Origin of the sequence: Streptococcus oralis (genome assembly GCF_024399415.1) — a bacterium.
Taxonomy (GTDB): Bacteria; Bacillota; Bacilli; order Lactobacillales; family Streptococcaceae; genus Streptococcus; species Streptococcus oralis_CS.
The window spans coordinates 565,419-585,104 of sequence record NZ_CP029257.1 but is presented as its reverse complement, the minus strand read 5'-3'; the positions used below and the strand labels follow the sequence as shown (position 1 = coordinate 585,104).

Sequence of the window (19,686 nt, the reverse complement as noted above, 5' to 3'; positions counted from 1 at the left end):
CTAATCTGATTATTTCGCTTCAAATCCTTCTGCAACTGCATCTGCAAAGTTTTCTTCTACGATGCTTGCACAGTGATCACAGATGACTGCATGGTAGCTGCGTTCTGCAGTAGTTGGATCGATACGACGGCAACGGTCACATACTTCACCTGCAGCGCGTTTAACTGTAAAGGCTACATCTTCAAAGCTTACTGCACTCTCTGGAGCTTGTCCTTCTGCGATGGTCAATTCTGACACGATCAAGAGTTGAGCCACATTGCTATCCACTGCTCCAAGAAGAGTTTTCACCACTTCATTTGGATAAACTGTCAAGTGTGCTTCGAGCGATTTCCCGATAACTTTTGCATTACGCGCTTCTTCCAAGGCTTTTTGAGCTTGTCCACGGAAATCCATGAAGGCTGACCATGTATCCAAGATTTCTTCTTGGTTGGCAAAAGTTTGAGCTTCTGGTAATTCAGACAATTGCACAAATTCTTCAGCTTCAAACTCAAGATATGACCAGATTTCCTCTGCTGTGTGAGGAAGGATTGGTGTCAAGAGTTTGGTGATTTTGACAAGAACGTCATAGAAGACTGTCTGCATTTGACGGCGTTCGAGTGATTTGGCACCTTCGATGTAAACAACGTCTTTAGCGAAGTCAAGGTAGAAGGCTGACAAATCAACGTTGATGAAGTTCACCAAGGCCTTGTAAATTGTCAAGAATTCAAAGTTGGCATAAGCATCACGAATGGTCTTGACAAGCTGGTTAAAGCGAATCGTCATGTACTTGTCAACTGAACGAAGTTCATCGTAAGCCACTGCGTCTTGAGCTGGGTTAAAGTCAGAAGTGTTAGCAATCAAGAAACGAAGAGTGTTACGGATCTTACGGTAAGTTTCAGAGACTTGGCTCAAGATATCCATAGAGATACGCACGTCGTTGCTTGAGTCAACACTTGTTACCCAGAGACGCAAGATTTCCGCACCAAATTGTTTTTCAACATCGCTTGGAGCAATGGTATTTCCAAGAGATTTAGACATCTTCTCACCTTTACCATCAAGCGCAAATCCTTGTGACAAGATTTGTTTGTAAGGAGCAACGCCATGGTTAGCAACAGATGTGATAAGTGATGAGTTGAACCAACCACGGTACTGGTCAGAACCTTCAAGGTAAAGATCTGCTGGATATTTGAGTTCTGGACGGTTGACCACTACTCCATTCCATGATGAACCTGAGTCAAACCATACGTCCATGATGTCTGTTTCTTTTTTGAACTCGCCATTTGGTGAACCTGGATGAGTAAATCCTTCTGGCAAGAGGTCCTTAGCATCACGTTCCCACCAGATGATAGAACCGTGTTCCTCAAAGAGTTGAGCTACATGTTCAATCGTTTCAGCTGTCATGATAGCTGTACCATCTTCTGCGTAGAAGATTGGAAGCGGAACACCCCAAGCACGTTGACGAGAGATAACCCAGTCGCCACGGTCACGAATCATATTGTAAAGACGAACTTTCCCCCATTCTGAGTGGAACTTCACTTTTTCAATTTCATCCAAGATTTCTTGGCGGAATTTAGATACAGAAGCAAACCACTGTGGAACAGCTCGCCAGATGATTGGTTTCTTGGTACGCCAGTCAAATGGGTATGAGTGAGAAATTTCTTCCTGAGCAAGGAGTAAATCACCCAGTTTTTCGATAACAGTCGGCACAACCTTGTCATAGAACTGACCCGCAAATTCAGGACCAGCATTTTCCATCATAATACCGCGTTCGTTAACTGTTACAGCAACTTCAAGGCCGTTGGCAACACCGACATTGTAGTCGTCCTCACCAAAACCAGGGGCTGTATGGACAATACCAGTACCAGAGTCAGTCGTAACGTGGTCACCAAGGATTACCAACTCATCTACAGCCGTATCCCATGGGTGGACTGTTACGATGTGATTCAATTCTTGACCACGGTAGGTTGCCAAGACCTGAACATCAGCCCAACCAAATTTCTCAGAAAGACTATTTAATAATTCTGAAGCAACCACAAACTTACGAGATTCACCAGCTGGTTGTACGACTACATAATCAATATCTGCTCCAACTGTCAAACCGCGAGAAGCTGTGATGGTAAATGGAGTTGTTGTCCAGACAACGATATAGGTATCTGTATCTAGCACACCTTTTCCGTCTTTGACGCGATTAGCATAGTAAAGGGAAGTTGAAAGCAAATCATGGTACTCAATTTCCGCTTCAGCAAGAGCTGATTCAGATGACCAAGACCAGTAAACTGGCTTGGCACCACGGTAGATGTAGCCTTTCTTAGCCATTTCTCCGAAGACACGGATCTGAGCCGCTTCATAGTCCGGAGTCAAAGTCACATAAGGATTTTCCCAGTCGCCAGAAACACCCAATCGTTTAAAGTCTTCACGTTGTTTATCAACTTGAGAAAGAGCGTACTCGCGGCAAAGTTTCAAGTACTCAACCAAGTCCATTTCTTTGCGTTTAACACCCTGTTTTGCCAAGACTTGTTCGATTGGCAGACCATGAGTATCCCAACCTGGGATGTAAGGAGCGTAAAATCCAGACATAGACTTAGAACGAACAATAATATCTTTAGAAATCTTGTTCATGGCATGTCCAACGTGGATATTTCCGTTTGCATACGGAGGTCCATCATGCAAGGTGAAATGTGGTTTTCCTTGGTTCAATTCTTGACGACGTTGGTAAAGTTTTGCTTCTTCCCATTCTTTTTGCCAAACTGGTTCTTTGGTTGGAAGACCAGCACGCATAGGAAAGTCTGTTTTCCCTAAATTGAGGGTTTCTTTAAGTTTCATTGTTACTCCTTTAATTTAAACTGACAAAATAAAAACCACGATTCGCAAAAAGGACGAAAATCGTGGTACCACCTTTGTTCGAAAAAAGACAGGGTCTCTTTTCCTCTTTTCCCGTAACGTGGGGGACGTCTAGTCTTACTGCTTTCGGACTAGATTGATTGAGAGGATAATCTAACCACTAGGGATTGCAGGACTCTCACCATCTCCCGCTCGCTGAAAATATAGTTGGTTGGATCTTGTTCTCACATTTTTTTATAGGATAAGAACAGATTCTTTATTTGCATCGTTCTCAGTTGCCGCAGTAGCTTCTACTTCAACTGACTCTTCATGCTGGTCACTTTCTTCTGTCTGTTGATTTTGTTGAGCTTCAAACTCAGCTAATTCTTTATTGCCAGCCTCGATACGAGCTTGCAATTCAGCAACCTCTTCTGGTGTGAATTGGCGAGTCATATCAATTGGTTCTTCCTCTGGTTGTAAAGATACAGTTTCACCAAGAACTTCACCCACCACCTCTTTAAAGGCTTCATCACTTGTCTGAAGGTAAGTAGCTGTTGGGCGAAGAATGTCTTCCCAATCAGATGACTCGACAATAGCCAATTGACTTTCAATCGTAGACTTGAGGCGTTGATGGAATACACGGCTCTTGTTCTTCAACTCTTCTGTCTCAACAGCCACTCTCTTCGCATTATCTGTAGCCTGACGGAGAATTTCATTTGCCTTGTATTTCGCTTCTTCAAGCAAACGCTGAGCATCTTGTTCAGCTTGTTGAATAATATTGTTTGAACGTTCTTGAGCAGCTTGTTTGACACGCTCAGCTGTATCTTGAGCAATCAAAACTGACTGACTCAAGGAATCCTTCATCTCATCAAAGTAAGACAAACGTTCTTCCAAACTTTTGATGTGTGTCTCTTTATCGTGATTACTACGAACCAAGTCTTCATAATCACGAACAACGATATCAAGAAACTCGTCTACTTCTTCTGGGTCAAAACCTCTAAATCTTGTGCCAAAGGTTTTATCTTTAATTTCTAACGATGTAATTGGCATACTTTTCCTCACTTACTTAATAAAAAATAGAATCATTAATTGCTTCTGGTTCTTGCTCGCTTGTTACTGTTCTCTTAGGAATATCATTCGTATAATAGGAAAGACGTTCTTCTAGTTTTTTGATATAGAGTTCAGTTTCATCTTTGTATCGAATCATCTCCTCTAATTCAAAGTAAATCTTATCAAGAAAGAGGTCAACTTCTTCCTGATTGTAGCCTCTGAATGTTCTTGAGAAAGCTTTATCACTTATTTCTTGTGGTGTAATCGACATATTTCTTCTCACTTGCTTAAAAGTAGCCGGACTGTTAGTTTTTTCTTATCCTTTTTGGTCTGACCATTGTCTTTGACAACTTTCAAACGACCAAACTTTCTCACACTGATCAAATCTCCAACTGCAACCTGGTAATCAGATTTTTCAATCACATGATAATTTACCTGGACAGATTTTTTCTCAATCAGTTGGCTAGTTTGATTTCTAGATAATTTCAAGGCACTTGATAAGAGGGCATCCAATCGAAAACTCGAAACTAAAATTTCTCGTTCTCTATAATCAATTTTAGACAAAATCCTATCGGTAAAAGGACGTTCCTCCAGCGATACAGGAAGTCTGCCAATCTTTCTTATTCCATCCTGAAAAAGAGGAATGAAATCACGATTGACAAAAATCTGTGCTCTCTTTTCATCTACCAAGATATCACCAAATAATTTACGGTCAATTCCTAGTTGGTTGATGATTGTTCCCAATATTTTTCCATGACTCAGTTGTTCAAACTTACTCGGATAGCAAATTTCCAACAAGGCCATTTCAAAGTCTGATATCTCCGGTTCAAAGTAATCTGGATAGAGAAGAACACGAACCGACTCTGTCGGAAGAACATCACCACTACTTTGGCAACCCAGTCCATATGTCCCAGCTAGCACCCTCAAAATCTGTTCCTGATGGGGATTGATAAAAGGAGTAAGTACCGGCGCATAGGTATCTTCTACACGCTTGAACCACTCTAAACCCTTATCAATAAAGGGAATATCATCTTGGGAAAAATGCTGATAAATGGCTCGATTTGCTGTCATAGTAATAAGACTAGTCGTGTTAAGAGATTTCCAACAAACTGAATCAGAATCAGCGCTGCCCAAACCGTAAAGTCAAGACCAGCAAATTGTAGATTGAGTTTACGAAGTGGCTCAATAACTGGGCGAGCAAGTCTGATAACTAAGCGACCTAGTTGGCTTTCATAGGCATTTGGAAACCATGAAAGAAGAGCAAATGCAACGAGAATGATGGAATAAATGCTAACCGCATTTTGGATTAAACGGATTAAGAAAATCATTATCTTGCTCTATTTCGTTTAATATCAAAACCAAACTCAGCGCTTTGTGATTCATCTGGAAGTTTGATATCTTCAATATTCACGACAACGTTGACAGGAGTCAATAGATACATCGTGCTCGCAACTTTTTTCATATTTCCAGCCAAGACATGACGGGCTCCGTCCAAGTAATCAAGGCAACGACGGGCTTGTACCTCTGTCATGTATTGGAAATCAATCAAAATACTTTCATTGCCAGCCAACAAATCTACAATTTCAGTTGCATCTTCATATTTTCTTGGATAGCGAACGTCAATTGTCACTTTCTCATCTGAACGATGGCTTTGCATTGCTAATTCTTGCTGACGCGCATGTAGACGAGTAATATTTGCATCTTTTGCTGATCCTGACTGAGCAGGTGCTGGTAATTCTTTAGAAGATGAGATGGCTGGGCTAACTGTTTCCTCTTGTTGAGTCTGGTAGTTAGTCGTTTCTTCTCCGTCTTCTGTAAAATAATCTATAAATTTATCGAATCTATCTTTTAAAGACATAGCTCTCTCCTATTTAAAAAATGCTGTACCGATTCGAACAAAGGTTGAGCCGAACTGAATCGCTTCTTTAAAATCACGACTCATTCCCATGCTTAGCTCTGTCATCGGCATATTAGGGATTTGTTTTTCTCTAATTTCTGCTTGCAGAGCCTGCGTATCCTTGAAAATTTCTTTCAATTCATCACTGTCTGCCTCAAAAGGAGCCATGGTCATTAAACCAACATACTCAATCTGATCTAACTTAGCCAATTCTGGCAAAAGTTCTAGCAATTCTTCTTTTGAAAACCCATGCTTGCTTTCTTCCCCAGAAATATTGACCTGCAAGAAACACTTGATAACATGATCTGTTCTCTTTTGAATTTCCTGGGCTAACTTCAGGGAGTCTAAAGCATGAAAGTAATCCACATATGGGATTACTTCTTTCACTTTCCGTCTCTGTAGTGTTCCTATTAAATGCCAAGTAACTGGGTAATCTTTCAAGGCCTGATATTTTTCTAAAAATTTATCGACTCGATTTTCACCTATATGACGGACACCAAGCGGAAGCAAGGCTTCCGCTGTTTGTACATCTACATACTTTGTCACTGCGATTACTGAAACAGCATCTAGAGCACGGTTGGCTTCTTGACTAGCATCAGCTATTTGCTGAAAAACTAATTCAGTATTTTTTTTCAAATTCATTGATTAACGATTTTTGAAGAATGGAGGTGTATCCAATTCATCTTCATCTTGTGAAACTGGTGTTTCGAAGCGTTCTACTGGTGAAACAACTGGATCTGTTTGGCGAACAATTGACTCACGACGCAAGTCCCAGTCTCCAAAAGCAGAGGCTTGGTTTGTTTCAAAACGACGTGGGCTTGATTTAGGCAATTCTGCTGTCTCTTCCAAGTCGAATTGACGGTCAAATGTGTGTGCTTGTGGCGCTTTAGTTGATGGACGTCCAACTGGTTGGTTGTTACGAGCTCCAACTACTTTTTCCACGCGCTCTTGACGAACACCTGTCGCTACAACAGTAACACGGATTTCATCCTTCATGCTTTCGTCAATTGATGTTCCAAGCCAGATGTTTACACCTTGACCAGCTGCTTGGTTGACAATTTCTGAAGCTTCTTCTGCTTCAATCAAAGTCAAGTCAAGACCACCAGTAACGTTGACGATGACATCCTCTGCACCATCAATAGTTGTTTCAAGAAGTGGAGAGTAAATAGCTTTACGAGCGGCTTCAACAACGCGTTCTTCACCACTACCGATACCGATACCCATAAGGGCATTTCCTTTATTTGCCATTACAGTTTTCACATCAGCAAAGTCAAGGTTAATCAATCCTGGGTTCGTGATCAAGTCAGTGATCCCTTGAACACCTTGGCGAAGAACGTTATCTGCTTCGCTAAGAGCTTCAAGAAGTGGCGTTTTCTTATCAACAATTTCAAGCAAGTTGTTATTAGAGATAATCAACAAAGTATCAACGTGCTCGCGAAGTTCGTTGATTCCTTCTACAGCGTACTGGCCACGTTTGCTTCCTTCAAATCCGAAAGGACGTGTCACAACACCAACTGTAAGAGCACCAAGATCTTTAGCGATACGTGCAATAACAGGGGCTGCACCTGTACCAGATCCACCACCCATACCTGCAGTGATAAAGACCATGTCTGCTCCAGTGATAGCTTCCGTCAAAGCTTCTTCACTTTCTTCTGCAGCTTTACGTCCAACTTCCGGACGACCTCCAGCACCCAAACCACGAGTCAATTTTGGACCAAGTTGGATAACTGTTTCTGCTTTCGTACTGCTAAGGGCTTGTACATCAGTGTTGGCTGCGATAAATTCTACACCAGCAACACCTTCGTCAACCATGCGGTTAATGGCGTTACCACCACCACCACCGACACCAATTACCTTAATAACTGCGCCTTGAGTTGCTGCTGTATCAAATGAAAATGTCATAATTTCTTATCCTCTTTTATTCATCAAACATGCTTCCGATCAAACCACGGAAACGTTCTGTTAGCTTCGGTTTACTTTGAGAACTTGCTTGGAATTCTTCCTTGGGAGCAACTGGAGCTTCCTGCACGGTTTCAGCTGGAGCTGTTTGTGCTGGACTTGGTTGCGCTACAGGATTCAAACGTTGATTTGGAATGCCAAAGTTGATTGGTTTTTGACGAAGGAATTCATCTCCTTTAACTGCTTTTTGAGCAAGAAGATTGACTTCAGTCAATTTACCAGCAAACTCAGACAAGCTAATCACGTGCGCAAATGCAGGGTTGCGAATTCCAACTTGATTTGGTACATAAAGTTTTACGCGAACACCAAATACTTCTTGGGCTAATTCAACAATTCCTGGCAAAATTGCATTTCCACCGATAAGGACGATACCTCCTGGCAAATCTAACAAGTGTCTTCTTTCCAACTCTTGTTTGATTTGGTCAAAGATATGTTTGATGCGTGCTGAGATAATTTCTGCCAAGTAGCTTTCGGTTACTTCAACAGGTTCTACTTCACCAATTACTTCAACTTGGAAAGTTTCGTTACTTGCAAGTGGAACGTAAGCTTCACCATAGTTCAGTTTCAAACTTTCTGCAATTTTTTGAGATGTTTTCAAGACTTTAGAAATGTCTTTAGTAACGTAATCTCCACCTTCTTGGTAGATGTTAGTGAACTGCAATTCTTGGTTGCGAATAGTCGCTACAGTAGTCTGACCTCCACCCATGTCAATGACAGTCGCACCAAATTCACGTTCACCTTCATTGAGAACGGAGTTCACGATTGCCAAAGGTGAAATAATCACGTTATCAACATGAATACCTACACGCTCAACCGTCTTGCGAAGATTGTGTAGAATCGTACGAGGACCTGTGTAAAGCAGACCACGCATTTCCAAGCGGACACCCATCATACCACGAGGGTCACGGATGCCTTGGAATCCATCCACGATGAATTCTTCTGGAATAAAGGTAATCACTTCACGGTCAGGAGTCATGCTCTTTGTCAAAGCTGATTTGACAACATTTTCAACATCTTGATCTGTGATTTCTTTGGTATCTGAAGTTACAGGAATCATTCCTTGTGTTGGTTCAACCTGCAAGAGGTTTGCTGGAAGGCCAACGTTAACAGACTTAATAGAAATACCAGCTTTCTCTTCTGCCTGTGTGATTGCGGATTTGATCGCTGAAGCAGCTGCTTCAATATCAACAATAATTCCGTCTTTTACACCTTTACTTTTGGCATTGCTAACACCAATTACATTTACTTCGCCATCTCTATGCTCAGCTACTAGCACTTTAATCGAGCTAGTTCCGATATCTAAGCCTGTAAAAAAACCATCTCTAGTCATTACATCGCATCCTCTCTGTCTTCCAAGTTTCTCACTTCTATTTAATAACTATGTTTGGGCATAGCTATTCAAAGAATATTATAACACAAAAAATCCAATCGTGCTTAGTTTTTGATAAAATTCCTGCATGTTTTTTGAGAAAATTCTAGAAAAATTCTTCTTCTAAGAGATTATTTGAAGTTAACGTTCACAATTTCTTTTTTGTTTCTTAAAAATCCAAAAAAGAGAAGATCATTTTAGATCTTCTCTTGAATAAATTCTTCCGATTTTTGTTGTAAAAAATTTTCTACTAATTTCCCTGTTAAGCGAATTGCTATCACGATAACAGTCGAAACAATGAGATAATTTAAGGGCTGGCCGAAGCTTCCAACAAGTGGTGGTTTGTTTAAAAATCCATAATCTCCACCTACAACTAAGTTGACAACCCATATCAAGCCATTTAAGGCGAAGGTAATCACCACCACATTCTTCAAATCGAGAAGGGAAGGTTGATAGTTTCTAAACAAGTATAGGAGCGCATTTCCTAAAAGGGCAACATGTCCGATAATGAAGGACAAAATGGTCACGTGTGGAAATGGGTAGGGATCAAAGAGTGGGTAAGCCAGTGCTGCTGTTGCTCCAAAAGTTCCTAAAAGGGCAAAGTACTGTTTGTACTTGGATGTCCCTGGAATTAAGAGCATCACAAACATGGCGATACGGCAATGATAGAAGGGCAAACTTTCTGACAGAGGCATGAGATTCCCCCAATACCAGCTATACAGAACAATCAGTTGAACAGACTGAAGAATCTGAATAAAACGCTGGTAAGCAACTTTGTCGCGAAAACGATAAGAAGCATAAAAAGTAAGAGCCAATAAACATAACAAACCAATGTACCAGTGAAGTTCAAACTGGGGCGGTTCTGATATCTGTGTGGTAAATAATTTATCCCACAAATTCATATTCTATTCCTCGTTCATCTAGCTAGAGGCAGTAAAAAAAATTCACTCCCCCCAGCTTTTAAATTTTTTGAAAAAACTTGATTCTATGCCATGCATAGAATACTTGAGTCTTAAATTCGCAACCTATTATATCATTTGTATTGCAGAAATGCACCTTGTAGATACCCTTTTTTGATTTGTCAACTTCTCTAGCATAAACTAATCAACATATTGGTCTCTTTGTCCTTTATAAACTTGCCAAAGAATCTCCATTTGCTCCTTGGTGATGCGTTTTTCAGATAAAACTGGCAATTGGTCAATGGCAAAAAATTGAAGCTCAGCAATTTCTTGATTTTCTTGAAATTGTCCGTCAAGAAGTTGACATTCAAAGACAAACTTTGCATATTGTTTGCTCTGTAGTTGGAAACGATTGGTATCAAAAACTGCAAGCAGCCTTTCAGCTTTTGCTGTAAAACCAGTTTCTTCTTCAATTTCTTTAAGAATATTTTCGGTTGGAGAGTAGCCGACTTCACCAAATCCACCTGGCAAAGCCCAACTATCCTCCCCTTTTCCTCTAACTAAACATACTTTTTCATCCTCAACAATCCAAGCACGGACGTCCATCAGAGGAGTTGCATAAGCGGAAGTCGGTTTCATGACTTCTGCCACTTCTTCTGCATCGAGGTCTGATACCTGATTCAACATTTCAGATAACAGGATTCGCAAGTCCTCGTAGCGCTCACGGTCGAAAGGATCTTTTGTAAAGGTTAATCCAGTATCCGTAATGGCTAGCATTCTTTGCAGATACTTGGTAAAATCACTTGCATTCATTTTCTAAACTTTCTACCAGCTTGGCTAGATTCATGGAGTTAGAGCCTTTAAGCAAAATTTGGTCATTGGCTCCAAGGCTTTCCTTAACCTTCTTGACTAGGTCTTCAAATTGGTCCTCGTCAGCTGTTTTCTTGAAGTAGAAAACGTGACCGATTGGGAACATTTGACTAGCCAGCTGGCTTAATTCCGCAATATCTTCTCCATAGAAAATCACGGTATCCACCACATCTGGCGATAGGCTCAAAATCATCTGGTTATGGAGTTGGACAGACTGGTCTCCGAGTTCCTTCATGTCTGCCAAGACAGCGATTTTCTTGCCTCCTTCGTTGGCTGGGATGGCAGAGAATGTCTCCAAAATCAACTTCATAGCTGTTGGATTAGCATTGTATACGTCAGACAGAATATCTGCTCCATTGGCTGCTTTCTTCCACTCAGTACGATTTCGGGTCAATTCTAGGTTCTGGAAGGCCTGACGAATTTGCTCCTCTGAGACTCCTTCTTGCAGGGCAACATAGGATGCAATCATAGCATTGGTGGCATTGTACTTACCAGTTACTGGCAGATCAAGGGCTTGCTCCAAGAAATTGGCCTTAAAGGTCAAGCTATCCTTACGCTCAACCAAGTCGGTAATTTCCAGCTCTGCTCCTTGCCCAAAACGGACCACCTTTTTATCAGTTGGCAAGTATTCCTCTACAATAGGGTCAGTTGGCGCTAAAAGCAAGGAACCAGGTGCCATCCCGTCTGCAATTTGCATTTTCCCCTTAGCAATCTCGGAACGGTCTTTGAAAAAGGCCAAATGGGCTTCCCCAACCAAGGTAACGATGGCTGTCTTTGGGTGGGCTAATTGAGACAAGAGATGGATATCTCCCAAGTGATCCTGTCCCATCTCCAAGACCAACTTTTCAGTATCATCAGGCATATGAAGAACTGTATAAGGAAGTCCGATCTCGTTATTGTAGTTTCCTTGTGTTTTGTAAGTCTTGTAGGTTGTTGACAGCAAATGCGCCAGCATATCCTTGGTCGTTGTCTTTCCATTTGAACCTGTAACAGCAAAGACATCAACAGCCGTTTTTTTAAGGTAGTAGGCAGCTAGGGTTTGAAAGGCAGTCAAGACATCATCTACTAGAATGTAGGGATGACCTTCTACTTCCTTCTCAGAGAGGGTTATTGCTGCATCATTTTCAAAAGCTGTTTCGATAAAGTCATGACCGTCACGCGCACCTTTGAGGGGGACAAATAAATCTCCTGTCGCAATCAAACGACTGTCAAACTCAGCTTTTTCTAACTGGGTGTCCTCAAAGATGCTGATATCATTTTTAGCTCCTACAACTTGAGCCACTTCGTGGATTGTTAATTTCATTTCTACTCCTTTAAAAAGGGTTGAAGTCCGAGAACTCTAGTCACCATGCAGTGATAGTTCCGGCTTCTACCCTCTCTTTCATTTTTATAGCAAATGCGCTTCGCGCTTGTCAAAGCTTTCCTTAGCAAGGTCAACCAAATGCTCGATTAGTTCTGGGTAGCTGAACCCCATATTGTCCCAAAGCAGTGGATACATAGACCACTGGGTAAAACCTGGCATGGTATTGAGCTCATTTAGGAAAATCTCGCCCTTATCGGTATAGAAGAAATCACAACGAGACAGACCGAGGCCACCGATTGCACGGAAGGCTGTTTCTGCATTATGACGCATGACAGCTACTACATCATCACTAATCTTGGCTGGGATGTCCATGGTAATCTTGTTATCGATATATTTGGCATCGTAGTCATAAAAGGCAACATCCTTGACCACTTCACCAGGAAGCGTGCTCTTCACTTCGTAGTTGCCCAAGAGACCAACCTCGATTTCACGGGCATTTACCCCTTGCTCTACCAAGACACGGCTGTCATATTGGAAGGCAAGTTCTAGAGCTTGGCGGAGTTCTTCTTGGTTTTCAGACTTAGAAATACCGACACTGGAACCCATGTTTGACGGCTTCGTGAAGACTGGATAAGTCAGTTTTTCTTCAACTTCAGCGATTTTAGAAGTCACATCATCTCCTTCGACAATGGCCACATAAGGAACTTGAGCGATCCCGACAGATTCTAACACACGCTTGGTCGTGATTTTATCCATGGCAAGACTTGATGACAAGATATTGCAACCGACATAAGGCATTTTCAAAACTTCAAGGAATCCTTGAACAGAGCCATCTTCTCCCATCGGACCATGAAGAACTGGAAAGACCACTGCACCTTCTTCATAGATGGCACTTTGCGCGATTTTCTTGTCCCAGTCAATGGTCTCATTGGTCATGAGACGATCCTCTTGACCTGGAGTCTGGCTAAATTCTTGCGTTTTGATAAAGTCACCTGATTGGCTGATGAAGAAAGTCTTGACTGTGAAACGATCGTAGTTGACCACACGCATCACACTTTCAGCTGAAAGGACAGAGACTTCACGCTCTGCACTACGCCCACCGTATAAAAGAATAATCGTTTGTTTCATATTGCTTGTCCTAATTCTAATAGAATATTCGTTCTTTAGTATATCATATTTGCTTCTTTTTTGAAACTTGTATCTAAAAAAGCCCTCATTTGAGAGCTGAAATTTTACCTATCCACCACTTGAGCTTCAAAGTGCGCCGGTTTGTCGTCTACATTGGTGATGGTGATCGTGTAGGACTTGTTATTGGTTACATAAAAAACTTTCTCCCCTTGGTAGCTGACAACAATCCCATTCTTTACCAAATGAATATCTTTTTGATTGTTTGGAAGCTCTTTATCATCATACCTTTTGGGAGCTCTATCTATTCTGCAAAATTTCGTTCTCTTTCCTTTTTCTACGCTGACCCGACCACCTGATACACTGCAACAATACTATCATACGAAGAATCAAATAAACCAAACGAAGGATTTTCATCTTTCCAAGAGCTGATAAGAAGGTTTTCCTTGCATTCCCCACTTCTTGAACTAACTGTTCAACCGTTTTACCTGTTTCCTCTTTAATAGCAACTGCATTCTTTGAAATCAAATAATAATTTTGTTCTAATCTGCTGATATAGGCTTTGGAAATTGGCTCGTCTAAGAAAAAATATACTCTATCAGCATACTCATCCTGAGTCAGCGTATAGTAAACTTCAGCTTCACTCTCCCATTTTTTAGGAAAACTAGTTATTCTTATATTTCCATAGTCTAAATGCATCATTCCAACTAAAACGTCATTAGTCCATTCTTCCGCATAATGGTATAATTTCATTTTCTTATCTACCATTGGCCAAACTATAACATACCGACTATGCATGAATTCCTTAGTTAATGCCGAGTTACTTGCCAAGCTGGTCGCACCAATCTCATATACTGACCAAATAAGAACTATGAGCATTAGGACAGCTTGAGTTGGTTTGTTTTTATAATAGTTTCTTATTCTTTTTAACATTTTACTCTCCAACTGCGGGATTAGGTTTATCTAAATCTTTTTTGACATTTTGACTAGTATTCGCCACTAGAGCCTCTCTTGCATATTCGAAAGAAACAAGCTGATTGTTACTTTCAAAGCAAATAAGTCTCCTTTACCAAACAATTACAACAACTGAGGCCTAGTTTACGGTTCCTAAATCTACCGATCCACCACTTGAGCTTCAAAGTAAGCTGGCTTGTTGTCTACATTGGTGATGGTGATAGTATAGGGAGTTTCTTTCGTCACACCAAAAGAAAGCAGACCAAAGCTATCGAATAAAATAAAATATTCTTAAGAACTCTGTCATAGCACCCCACCTGTATAACACTATTGCCTCGCCGTTTCGTTTGTTATTCTGTTCTCCATATATCCTTAACTGTCACTTCTCCCCAATTATCTGTGCTAAAACGACTAGAGTAGATAGTGGTCCAGTCTTTAAGGACTTTATTACGGAGTACATTGTCTGCTTCCTTGCGAATCTCATCAACAGTCTTACCGCGTTTGGCAAGAAAGTCCTCTACTTGAGACTACTGAAAATATCCTGTACTCTCATCATCATAGTACCACATAAACCGTTCTAATTGCCGATTGTTTACATCGTACAGGTAATCTACATTTATGGTTGTCTCTGTATCTGGCAGTCTCAAACGCATCTCTATCCCAACTTTCGTCATCTCCTGAAATCCAAATTAAAAATAATAACCTAGAGATTGAATAGTATTTGGTAAATCTACACTTTTATAATCAATAGAATGAATAGAAATTTCTTGAGAATCGTTGTCCACAAATTTTAAACTTTTTAACTTATAAAAAGCTCGTCCTTTCCAGAGAAATGTATAATTGTGATAATCACTTTCTTCGTAGTATATTTCATCAAAAATATTATGAACTCTCTGATATTTATAGTACTGAAAACCAGAGAAAGATAATAATAGAACTATTAGCAACGAAAAAATTACAAATTTTCTCTTCTTCATCTAATCACCTCATCTCTGTCAACTCTTGATTCCCTGTTTCAATATTTCGAATGAAATTATAAGTACTTGGGTAATTTTTTTGTATCTCATCTACGGTATCTTTTTCTAGTAAAATCCCTCAACACACCCCGTTGTTCATACAGCATTGCGTTGAGCAAGAAGCTACTTTCTCTGGCAAACTATCCATACAAAGTCTGATATATCTTTTTCATGAAGCCATCAAGCTCTTTTTGAACAATCTTTAATAGGCGCTCTTCTTCGACTTTGGGAATAGTCACCCTCTCATTTATATTTTTTTCATTTATTTGAAAATAGGCGCTAGAAGTTAAATCAAAGTTCTTATCCAATTCATATAGTACGCTAGTTATTTTACCATCTATCTCTATTTCAAAATAAGCAGTAACCCCATTACGTCCAGGATGTGATATTTTCAAATCGATGTCTCCTTTTATCTCTATGGAGTCAATTCCTCCATCCAAGCGAATAGCTCCATCGGGAGGAACGACATAGCCCGCTTTACGGATGTCAGACGCATATTTTTCTGATGCCATCAAACGTTGTAAGACGACTATATTGTCCCTCTCTTCAAAGGAGGTTTTTAATTGCATATATTCTTGGTGGTTTTGATACTGAAAATAAAGATTCAAGCCAGTAGCTAAGACAATTACAGAACCAATCACGATTAGTATTTTTTTAAGTCCCGACATTTTTTTCACCCCCTCTGTCTAAGTAATCATAGAAGTGTTGTTCATACAGCATTGTGTTGAGCAAGAAGTTACTTTCTCTGGCAAACTATCCATACAAGGTTTGATACATCTTTTTCATGAAGCCATCAAGCTCTTTTTGAACAATCTTTAATAGGCGTTCTTCTTCGGATTGAGAGATGTTCACACTCTCTTTTATATTTTTTTCATTAAATTGAAAGTAGCTGCTAGAAACTATATCAAAGTTCTTATCCAATTCATATAGTACGCTAGTTATTTTACCATCTATCTCCATTCTAAAATAAACAGTAACCCCATTCCGTCCCGGATTTGAGATATCCAAATTGATGTCTCCTTTTATCTCTATGGAGTCAATTCCTCCATCCAAACGAATAGCACCATCGGGAGGAACGACATAACCCGCTTTACGGATATCAGACGCATATTTTTCTGACGCCATTAAACGTTGTAAGACGGCTATATTGTCCCTCTCTTCAAAGGAGGTTTTTAATTGCATATATTCTTGGTGGTTTTGATACTGAAAATAAAGATTCAAGCCAGTAGCTAAGGCAATTACAGAACCAATAACGATCAGTATTTTTTTAAGTCCCGACATTCTTTTCACCCCCTCTGTCTAAGTAATCTTAGAAGTCTTGTTCATACAGCATTGCGTTGAGCAAGAAGTTACTTTCTCAAACAATCTAACCATACAAGGTTTGATACATTTTTTTCATGAAGTCATCAATCTCGCTTTGAACACTTCTCAACAAGTAATCTTCTTCGGCTTGTGAGACAGAAACAATCTCTCTTTTCCCGTTTCCATTTTGCTGAGAATAGCTGGAATAAATTAAATTCAGATTTTTATCTAAAATGAAAGCTACATGCGTTTGTTTTTCATTAATCTGTGTAATGAAAAACAACTGAAAATCCTTAGCATCCTTTTTGGGAGGGCTAATTTTCAAATGTAACTCTCCTTCAATTTCTAATGGATAAATAACTCCATCCAATCGAATAGCTCCGTCAGAAGGAATAGTATATCCTGCCTTGCGGATGTCAGACGCATATTTTCCTGATGCCATTAAATGATGAAGAACTTCAATTCTTTCATTTTTCTCAAAGGCTTCTTTTAAAGTACTAGATTGTCGGAAATGATTGTAAGCAAAATATGAAGGAATTGCTAACAGAAACAAAAACAATACGATCAACCATTTAAACTGTTTTAATTTATCTGACATTAGTTTCTTCCCTCCATATAACACTCTCTTTCAAATAAGTTTTATTATAAACTCTCACTCGTCTTCCTCGTCGTCATAAACTGGCTCGCCATGGATTTTGATGTATTCTTCATTCCTGCGGTCGTCTTCTTCCCAAACCGGGTCTCTTACATCGTCCATAAACGGAATTTCTTCCAAACTCAGCTCGTTAGCCTCTTCATAACTCATCGAAAGGATATCCTCATGCTGGTTTTTAAATTCCTCCACACTTAACCAGCTCTCTTTATCATCTTCGCTAATCTGACCATCAATAGCAGTCGCAATTTCAATGGCCATAATATAGAAGGCACGTTTATCAACAGTTAGAAGGTCAAGGTGGGTAGAAGCTAAACGTAGACAGTCTCCTTTTTCTCGATAGTCTGTTGCTGGATTGTCTTCAAAATCTAATTCAAGATTTTCATATACATGACTCCCAAATTTATTGATAATCCCTTCTTTCAACTGAACATTATTCCATCTATTATCATGCATCCACTTATTCAATTTCAAGTGAATAGTTGGGTCTGTTTTAAATGGGCGAGTATTCCCAAAATAAGAAATATCTACTGTCTTCCCATCTTTAGTATCAAACCACATCCTTTTCGCTAGTTCCATGTAATCAAATGGAATTTCTTTGATGTAATCACCTTTGATGTAAATTCTCACTCGTCTTCCTCGTCGTCATACACACGTTCACCATGGATTTTGATGTATTCTTCACGAAGACGTTCTTCTTCATCCCACAAAGGTTCCTCTACAGGTTTCAAACTTTTCAGTTCCTCCACGCTGATATCGGTTGCTTTATCTTAACTTAGTGATAAGACATCCTTGTGCAACTCCTTAAAAGTCTCTACATCCATCCAGGTCTCCTTGTCATCCTCGCTAATCCGACCATCAATTGCAGAAGCTACCTCGACTGCCATGATATACATAGCTCGTTTATCAACTGTTAACACATCTGTATGAGAGGTTGCGATACGTAGATAATCCCCACGTTCTCTCCACTCTGTAATGAAAGTTTTTTCAAATTCCAATGTTATACTCTCATATTCCAAAGACAACCAAGGATTGCTCGGAATTATAAAAGAAGCTTTATCCCATCTTTCATCAACAGAAGCCCATTTGTGTAACCGAACACCAAAGTAAAAATCATCCTGTAGCATGGCATCATCACCAACATTGGAGAAACTTATTTTCTTGCCATTCCGTTCTTTAAACCACATCTTCCAAACTAGTTCTATAGTAGTAAATGTTATTTTTTTAGCATAATCACCTTTGATGTAAATTCTCACTCGTCGTCCTCATCGTCATAAACACGTTCGCCATGGATTTGGATGTACTCCTCACGCTTCCTATCCAATTCTTCCCAGATGGGATCGTCAATAGCTTTCAAAACCTTTATCTCTTCTAAACTAATATCGACTGCTTCGTCGTAGGTCATATTCAGTAGGTCTTTATGTTTCGTTTTGAATTCTTCAACACTCAGCCAAGTTTCTTTGTCGTCTTCGCTGATTTGACCGTCAATGACAGATGCTACCTCAATCGCCATGATATAGAGCGCTCGCTTGTCAACCGTTAGAATATCCTTATGAGTCGTGATTATTCGAAGATAGTCTCCTTTTTCTCGCCCATCACTTTCATAAGAATCTTCAAAATTTAAATTTAAATTTTCACGCTTAAAAGTCGCCCAAGAGTCTTTTCCTATTCTAAAATCAGCCATTCCCCAACGCTCATCATTTGAAGAAAATTTATCTAGAGTTAAACTCAAATAAAAATTATCATCAAATGCATAAGAAAAACCAACTTTCACTCCCTTACGTTCTTTGAACCACATTTTCCAAGGATATTCCATACAGTTTTGGTATATACTAGTTTCGTAGTTGCCTTTAAGATATAGTTTCACTCGTCGTCCTCATCGTCATAAACTCGTTCACCATGGATTTTGATGTATTCTTCACGAAGCCTATCCAATTCTTCCCAGATGGGTTCGTCAATAGCGTCAATCGTCTGAATTTCTTCCAAACTCATCTCATTTGCTTCGTCAAAGGTCAGAGATAAGATATCTTTGTGCTTTTCCTTGAACTCCTCGATTCTTAACCATGTTTTCTTATCATCTTCACTAATTTTTCCATCAATCGCAGTCGCAATTTCGAGTGCCATAATATACATAGCTCGTTTATCAACTGTTAAAACATCCAAATAATTAGAAGCGATTCTTAGATATTTTCCCTTTTCTCTACCGTCGCTTTCATAACTTCCCTCATAATCCAAATCAATATTTTCATATTTTTGGGAATTGATTGCACTACCACCTTTAACCTTGGCATCTTTCCAACGAGAGCCACTTGCTCCCCACTTATCTAACCTCAAAGATAAATAGAAGTCATTTTGCAACATCTCATCATCCCCGACATTTGAGAAACTTATTTCTTGACCATTTCTTTCTTTAAACCACATTTTCCATGCGAGTTCTCTGTATCCAAAAGGCACTTTTCTAGTATAGTCTCCTTTGATATATAGTCTCATA

At 39.8% G+C, this 19,686-nt stretch carries 21 protein-coding genes and 2 pseudogenes; all 23 read right to left on the bottom strand.

Annotation, left to right across the window (positions count from 1 at the left end; translation table 11 throughout):
- Positions 1-9: 9 nt before the first annotated feature.
- The 23 genes and pseudogenes from ileS to DG474_RS02885 all read right to left on the bottom strand — a co-directional run bounded on the left by ileS (position 10) and on the right by DG474_RS02885 (position 19,685).
- The gene (ileS, locus tag DG474_RS03005; protein ID WP_255778768.1) at positions 10-2,802 is read right to left on the bottom strand and encodes an isoleucine--tRNA ligase; all 2,793 of its coding nucleotides are present in this window, start codon (positions 2,800-2,802) and stop codon (positions 10-12) included.
- 252 nt (positions 2,803-3,054) lie between these two features.
- On the bottom strand, positions 3,055-3,849 hold the full coding sequence (locus DG474_RS03000) for a DivIVA domain-containing protein (RefSeq protein ID WP_044020427.1): 795 nt from the start codon (positions 3,847-3,849) through the stop codon (positions 3,055-3,057).
- 16 nt (positions 3,850-3,865) lie between these two features.
- On the bottom strand, positions 3,866-4,120 hold the full coding sequence (locus DG474_RS02995; protein WP_000028988.1) for a DivIVA domain-containing protein: 255 nt from the start codon (positions 4,118-4,120) through the stop codon (positions 3,866-3,868).
- Positions 4,121-4,128: 8 nt separating this feature from the next.
- Positions 4,129-4,920 (bottom strand): YlmH family RNA-binding protein, encoded by a 792-nt coding sequence (locus DG474_RS02990; protein ID WP_255778767.1) that lies wholly within the window; start codon positions 4,918-4,920, stop codon positions 4,129-4,131.
- Positions 4,917-5,177, bottom strand: a complete 261-nt coding sequence (locus DG474_RS02985; protein ID WP_000576501.1) for a YggT family protein — start codon at positions 5,175-5,177, stop codon at positions 4,917-4,919. Before DG474_RS02985 ends, DG474_RS02990 begins: the two co-directional genes overlap by 4 nt.
- Positions 5,177-5,707, bottom strand: coding sequence for a cell division protein SepF (locus tag DG474_RS02980; protein WP_000053367.1), 531 nt, complete (start codon positions 5,705-5,707; stop codon positions 5,177-5,179). Before DG474_RS02980 ends, DG474_RS02985 begins: the two co-directional genes overlap by 1 nt.
- A gap of 9 nt (positions 5,708-5,716) precedes the next feature.
- Positions 5,717-6,388, bottom strand: a complete 672-nt coding sequence (locus DG474_RS02975; RefSeq protein ID WP_001049616.1) for a YggS family pyridoxal phosphate-dependent enzyme — start codon at positions 6,386-6,388, stop codon at positions 5,717-5,719.
- Positions 6,389-6,391: 3 nt separating this feature from the next.
- On the bottom strand, positions 6,392-7,648 hold the full coding sequence (gene ftsZ, locus DG474_RS02970) for a cell division protein FtsZ (RefSeq protein ID WP_255778765.1): 1,257 nt from the start codon (positions 7,646-7,648) through the stop codon (positions 6,392-6,394).
- 16 nt (positions 7,649-7,664) lie between these two features.
- Complete coding sequence (ftsA, locus tag DG474_RS02965; RefSeq protein WP_000196346.1) at positions 7,665-9,035, bottom strand: cell division protein FtsA; 1,371 nt, start codon at positions 9,033-9,035, stop codon at positions 7,665-7,667.
- 236 nt (positions 9,036-9,271) lie between these two features.
- Positions 9,272-9,976: a YwaF family protein gene (locus DG474_RS02960; protein ID WP_001055269.1), complete on the bottom strand. Its 705-nt coding sequence runs from the start codon at positions 9,974-9,976 to the stop codon at positions 9,272-9,274.
- 198 nt (positions 9,977-10,174) lie between these two features.
- On the bottom strand, positions 10,175-10,786 hold the full coding sequence (locus tag DG474_RS02955; RefSeq protein WP_255778764.1) for an NUDIX hydrolase N-terminal domain-containing protein: 612 nt from the start codon (positions 10,784-10,786) through the stop codon (positions 10,175-10,177).
- Positions 10,773-12,146 (bottom strand): UDP-N-acetylmuramoyl-tripeptide--D-alanyl-D-alanine ligase, encoded by a 1,374-nt coding sequence (locus DG474_RS02950; RefSeq protein WP_255778763.1) that lies wholly within the window; start codon positions 12,144-12,146, stop codon positions 10,773-10,775. Before DG474_RS02950 ends, DG474_RS02955 begins: the two co-directional genes overlap by 14 nt.
- Before the next feature lie 84 nt (positions 12,147-12,230).
- Positions 12,231-13,274 (bottom strand): D-alanine--D-alanine ligase, encoded by a 1,044-nt coding sequence (locus DG474_RS02945; protein WP_000814699.1) that lies wholly within the window; start codon positions 13,272-13,274, stop codon positions 12,231-12,233.
- 104 nt (positions 13,275-13,378) lie between these two features.
- On the bottom strand, positions 13,379-13,516 hold the full coding sequence (locus DG474_RS02940) for a hypothetical protein (RefSeq protein WP_000240324.1): 138 nt from the start codon (positions 13,514-13,516) through the stop codon (positions 13,379-13,381).
- Positions 13,517-13,571: 55 nt separating this feature from the next.
- Positions 13,572-14,204: a hypothetical protein gene (locus tag DG474_RS02935; RefSeq protein ID WP_255778762.1), complete on the bottom strand. Its 633-nt coding sequence runs from the start codon at positions 14,202-14,204 to the stop codon at positions 13,572-13,574.
- Positions 14,205-14,575: 371 nt separating this feature from the next.
- A pseudogene (locus tag DG474_RS09640) lies at positions 14,576-15,202 on the bottom strand (TipC family immunity protein).
- A gap of 179 nt (positions 15,203-15,381) precedes the next feature.
- A complete protein-coding gene (locus DG474_RS02915; protein WP_070696232.1) occupies positions 15,382-15,909 on the bottom strand; it encodes a thiol-disulfide isomerase in 528 nt (175 codons plus the stop codon).
- Positions 15,910-15,994: 85 nt separating this feature from the next.
- On the bottom strand, positions 15,995-16,522 hold the full coding sequence (locus DG474_RS02910) for a thiol-disulfide isomerase (protein ID WP_070568405.1): 528 nt from the start codon (positions 16,520-16,522) through the stop codon (positions 15,995-15,997).
- 85 nt (positions 16,523-16,607) lie between these two features.
- A complete protein-coding gene (locus DG474_RS02905; protein WP_049519102.1) occupies positions 16,608-17,141 on the bottom strand; it encodes a thiol-disulfide isomerase in 534 nt (177 codons plus the stop codon).
- Positions 17,142-17,195: 54 nt separating this feature from the next.
- Positions 17,196-17,825: a hypothetical protein gene (locus tag DG474_RS02900; RefSeq protein ID WP_255778759.1), complete on the bottom strand. Its 630-nt coding sequence runs from the start codon at positions 17,823-17,825 to the stop codon at positions 17,196-17,198.
- Positions 17,822-18,451: pseudogene (locus tag DG474_RS02895) on the bottom strand (hypothetical protein). The gene DG474_RS02900 and the pseudogene DG474_RS02895 overlap by 4 nt, the downstream one beginning before the upstream one ends.
- On the bottom strand, positions 18,448-19,062 hold the full coding sequence (locus DG474_RS02890; protein WP_084881679.1) for a hypothetical protein: 615 nt from the start codon (positions 19,060-19,062) through the stop codon (positions 18,448-18,450). Before DG474_RS02890 ends, DG474_RS02895 begins: the two are co-directional and overlap by 4 nt.
- On the bottom strand, positions 19,059-19,685 hold the full coding sequence (locus DG474_RS02885) for a hypothetical protein (RefSeq protein ID WP_255778758.1): 627 nt from the start codon (positions 19,683-19,685) through the stop codon (positions 19,059-19,061). The genes DG474_RS02890 and DG474_RS02885 overlap by 4 nt, the downstream gene beginning before the upstream one ends.
- Position 19,686: the final 1 nt, after the last annotated feature.

Bases quoted from the DNA above. Each gene is read 5' to 3' on its own strand.
- ftsZ (WP_255778765.1), bottom strand. From the start codon at position 7,648: ATGACATTTTCATTTGATACAGCAGCAACTCAAGGCGCAGTTATTAAG.
- DG474_RS02985 (WP_000576501.1), bottom strand. From the start codon at position 5,177: ATGATTTTCTTAATCCGTTTAATCCAAAATGCGGTTAGCATTTATTCC.
- DG474_RS02910 (WP_070568405.1), bottom strand. From the start codon at position 16,522: ATGTCGGGACTTAAAAAAATACTGATCGTTATTGGTTCTGTAATTGCC.
- DG474_RS02935 (WP_255778762.1), bottom strand. From the start codon at position 14,204: ATGTTAAAAAGAATAAGAAACTATTATAAAAACAAACCAACTCAAGCT.
- DG474_RS02905 (WP_049519102.1), bottom strand. From the start codon at position 17,141: ATGTCAGATAAATTAAAACAGTTTAAATGGTTGATCGTATTGTTTTTG.
- DG474_RS02995 (WP_000028988.1), bottom strand. From the start codon at position 4,120: ATGTCGATTACACCACAAGAAATAAGTGATAAAGCTTTCTCAAGAACA.
- DG474_RS02955 (WP_255778764.1), bottom strand. From the start codon at position 10,786: ATGAATGCAAGTGATTTTACCAAGTATCTGCAAAGAATGCTAGCCATT.
- ileS (WP_255778768.1), bottom strand. From the start codon at position 2,802: ATGAAACTTAAAGAAACCCTCAATTTAGGGAAAACAGACTTTCCTATG.
- DG474_RS02980 (WP_000053367.1), bottom strand. From the start codon at position 5,707: ATGTCTTTAAAAGATAGATTCGATAAATTTATAGATTATTTTACAGAA.
- DG474_RS02990 (WP_255778767.1), bottom strand. From the start codon at position 4,920: ATGACAGCAAATCGAGCCATTTATCAGCATTTTTCCCAAGATGATATT.
- DG474_RS02975 (WP_001049616.1), bottom strand. From the start codon at position 6,388: ATGAATTTGAAAAAAAATACTGAATTAGTTTTTCAGCAAATAGCTGAT.
- DG474_RS02950 (WP_255778763.1), bottom strand. From the start codon at position 12,146: ATGAAATTAACAATCCACGAAGTGGCTCAAGTTGTAGGAGCTAAAAAT.
- DG474_RS02945 (WP_000814699.1), bottom strand. From the start codon at position 13,274: ATGAAACAAACGATTATTCTTTTATACGGTGGGCGTAGTGCAGAGCGT.
- DG474_RS02960 (WP_001055269.1), bottom strand. From the start codon at position 9,976: ATGAATTTGTGGGATAAATTATTTACCACACAGATATCAGAACCGCCC.
- ftsA (WP_000196346.1), bottom strand. From the start codon at position 9,035: ATGACTAGAGATGGTTTTTTTACAGGCTTAGATATCGGAACTAGCTCG.
- DG474_RS02915 (WP_070696232.1), bottom strand. From the start codon at position 15,909: ATGTCGGGACTTAAAAAAATACTAATCGTGATTGGTTCTGTAATTGTC.
- DG474_RS03000 (WP_044020427.1), bottom strand. From the start codon at position 3,849: ATGCCAATTACATCGTTAGAAATTAAAGATAAAACCTTTGGCACAAGA.
- DG474_RS02885 (WP_255778758.1), bottom strand. From the start codon at position 19,685: ATGAGACTATATATCAAAGGAGACTATACTAGAAAAGTGCCTTTTGGA.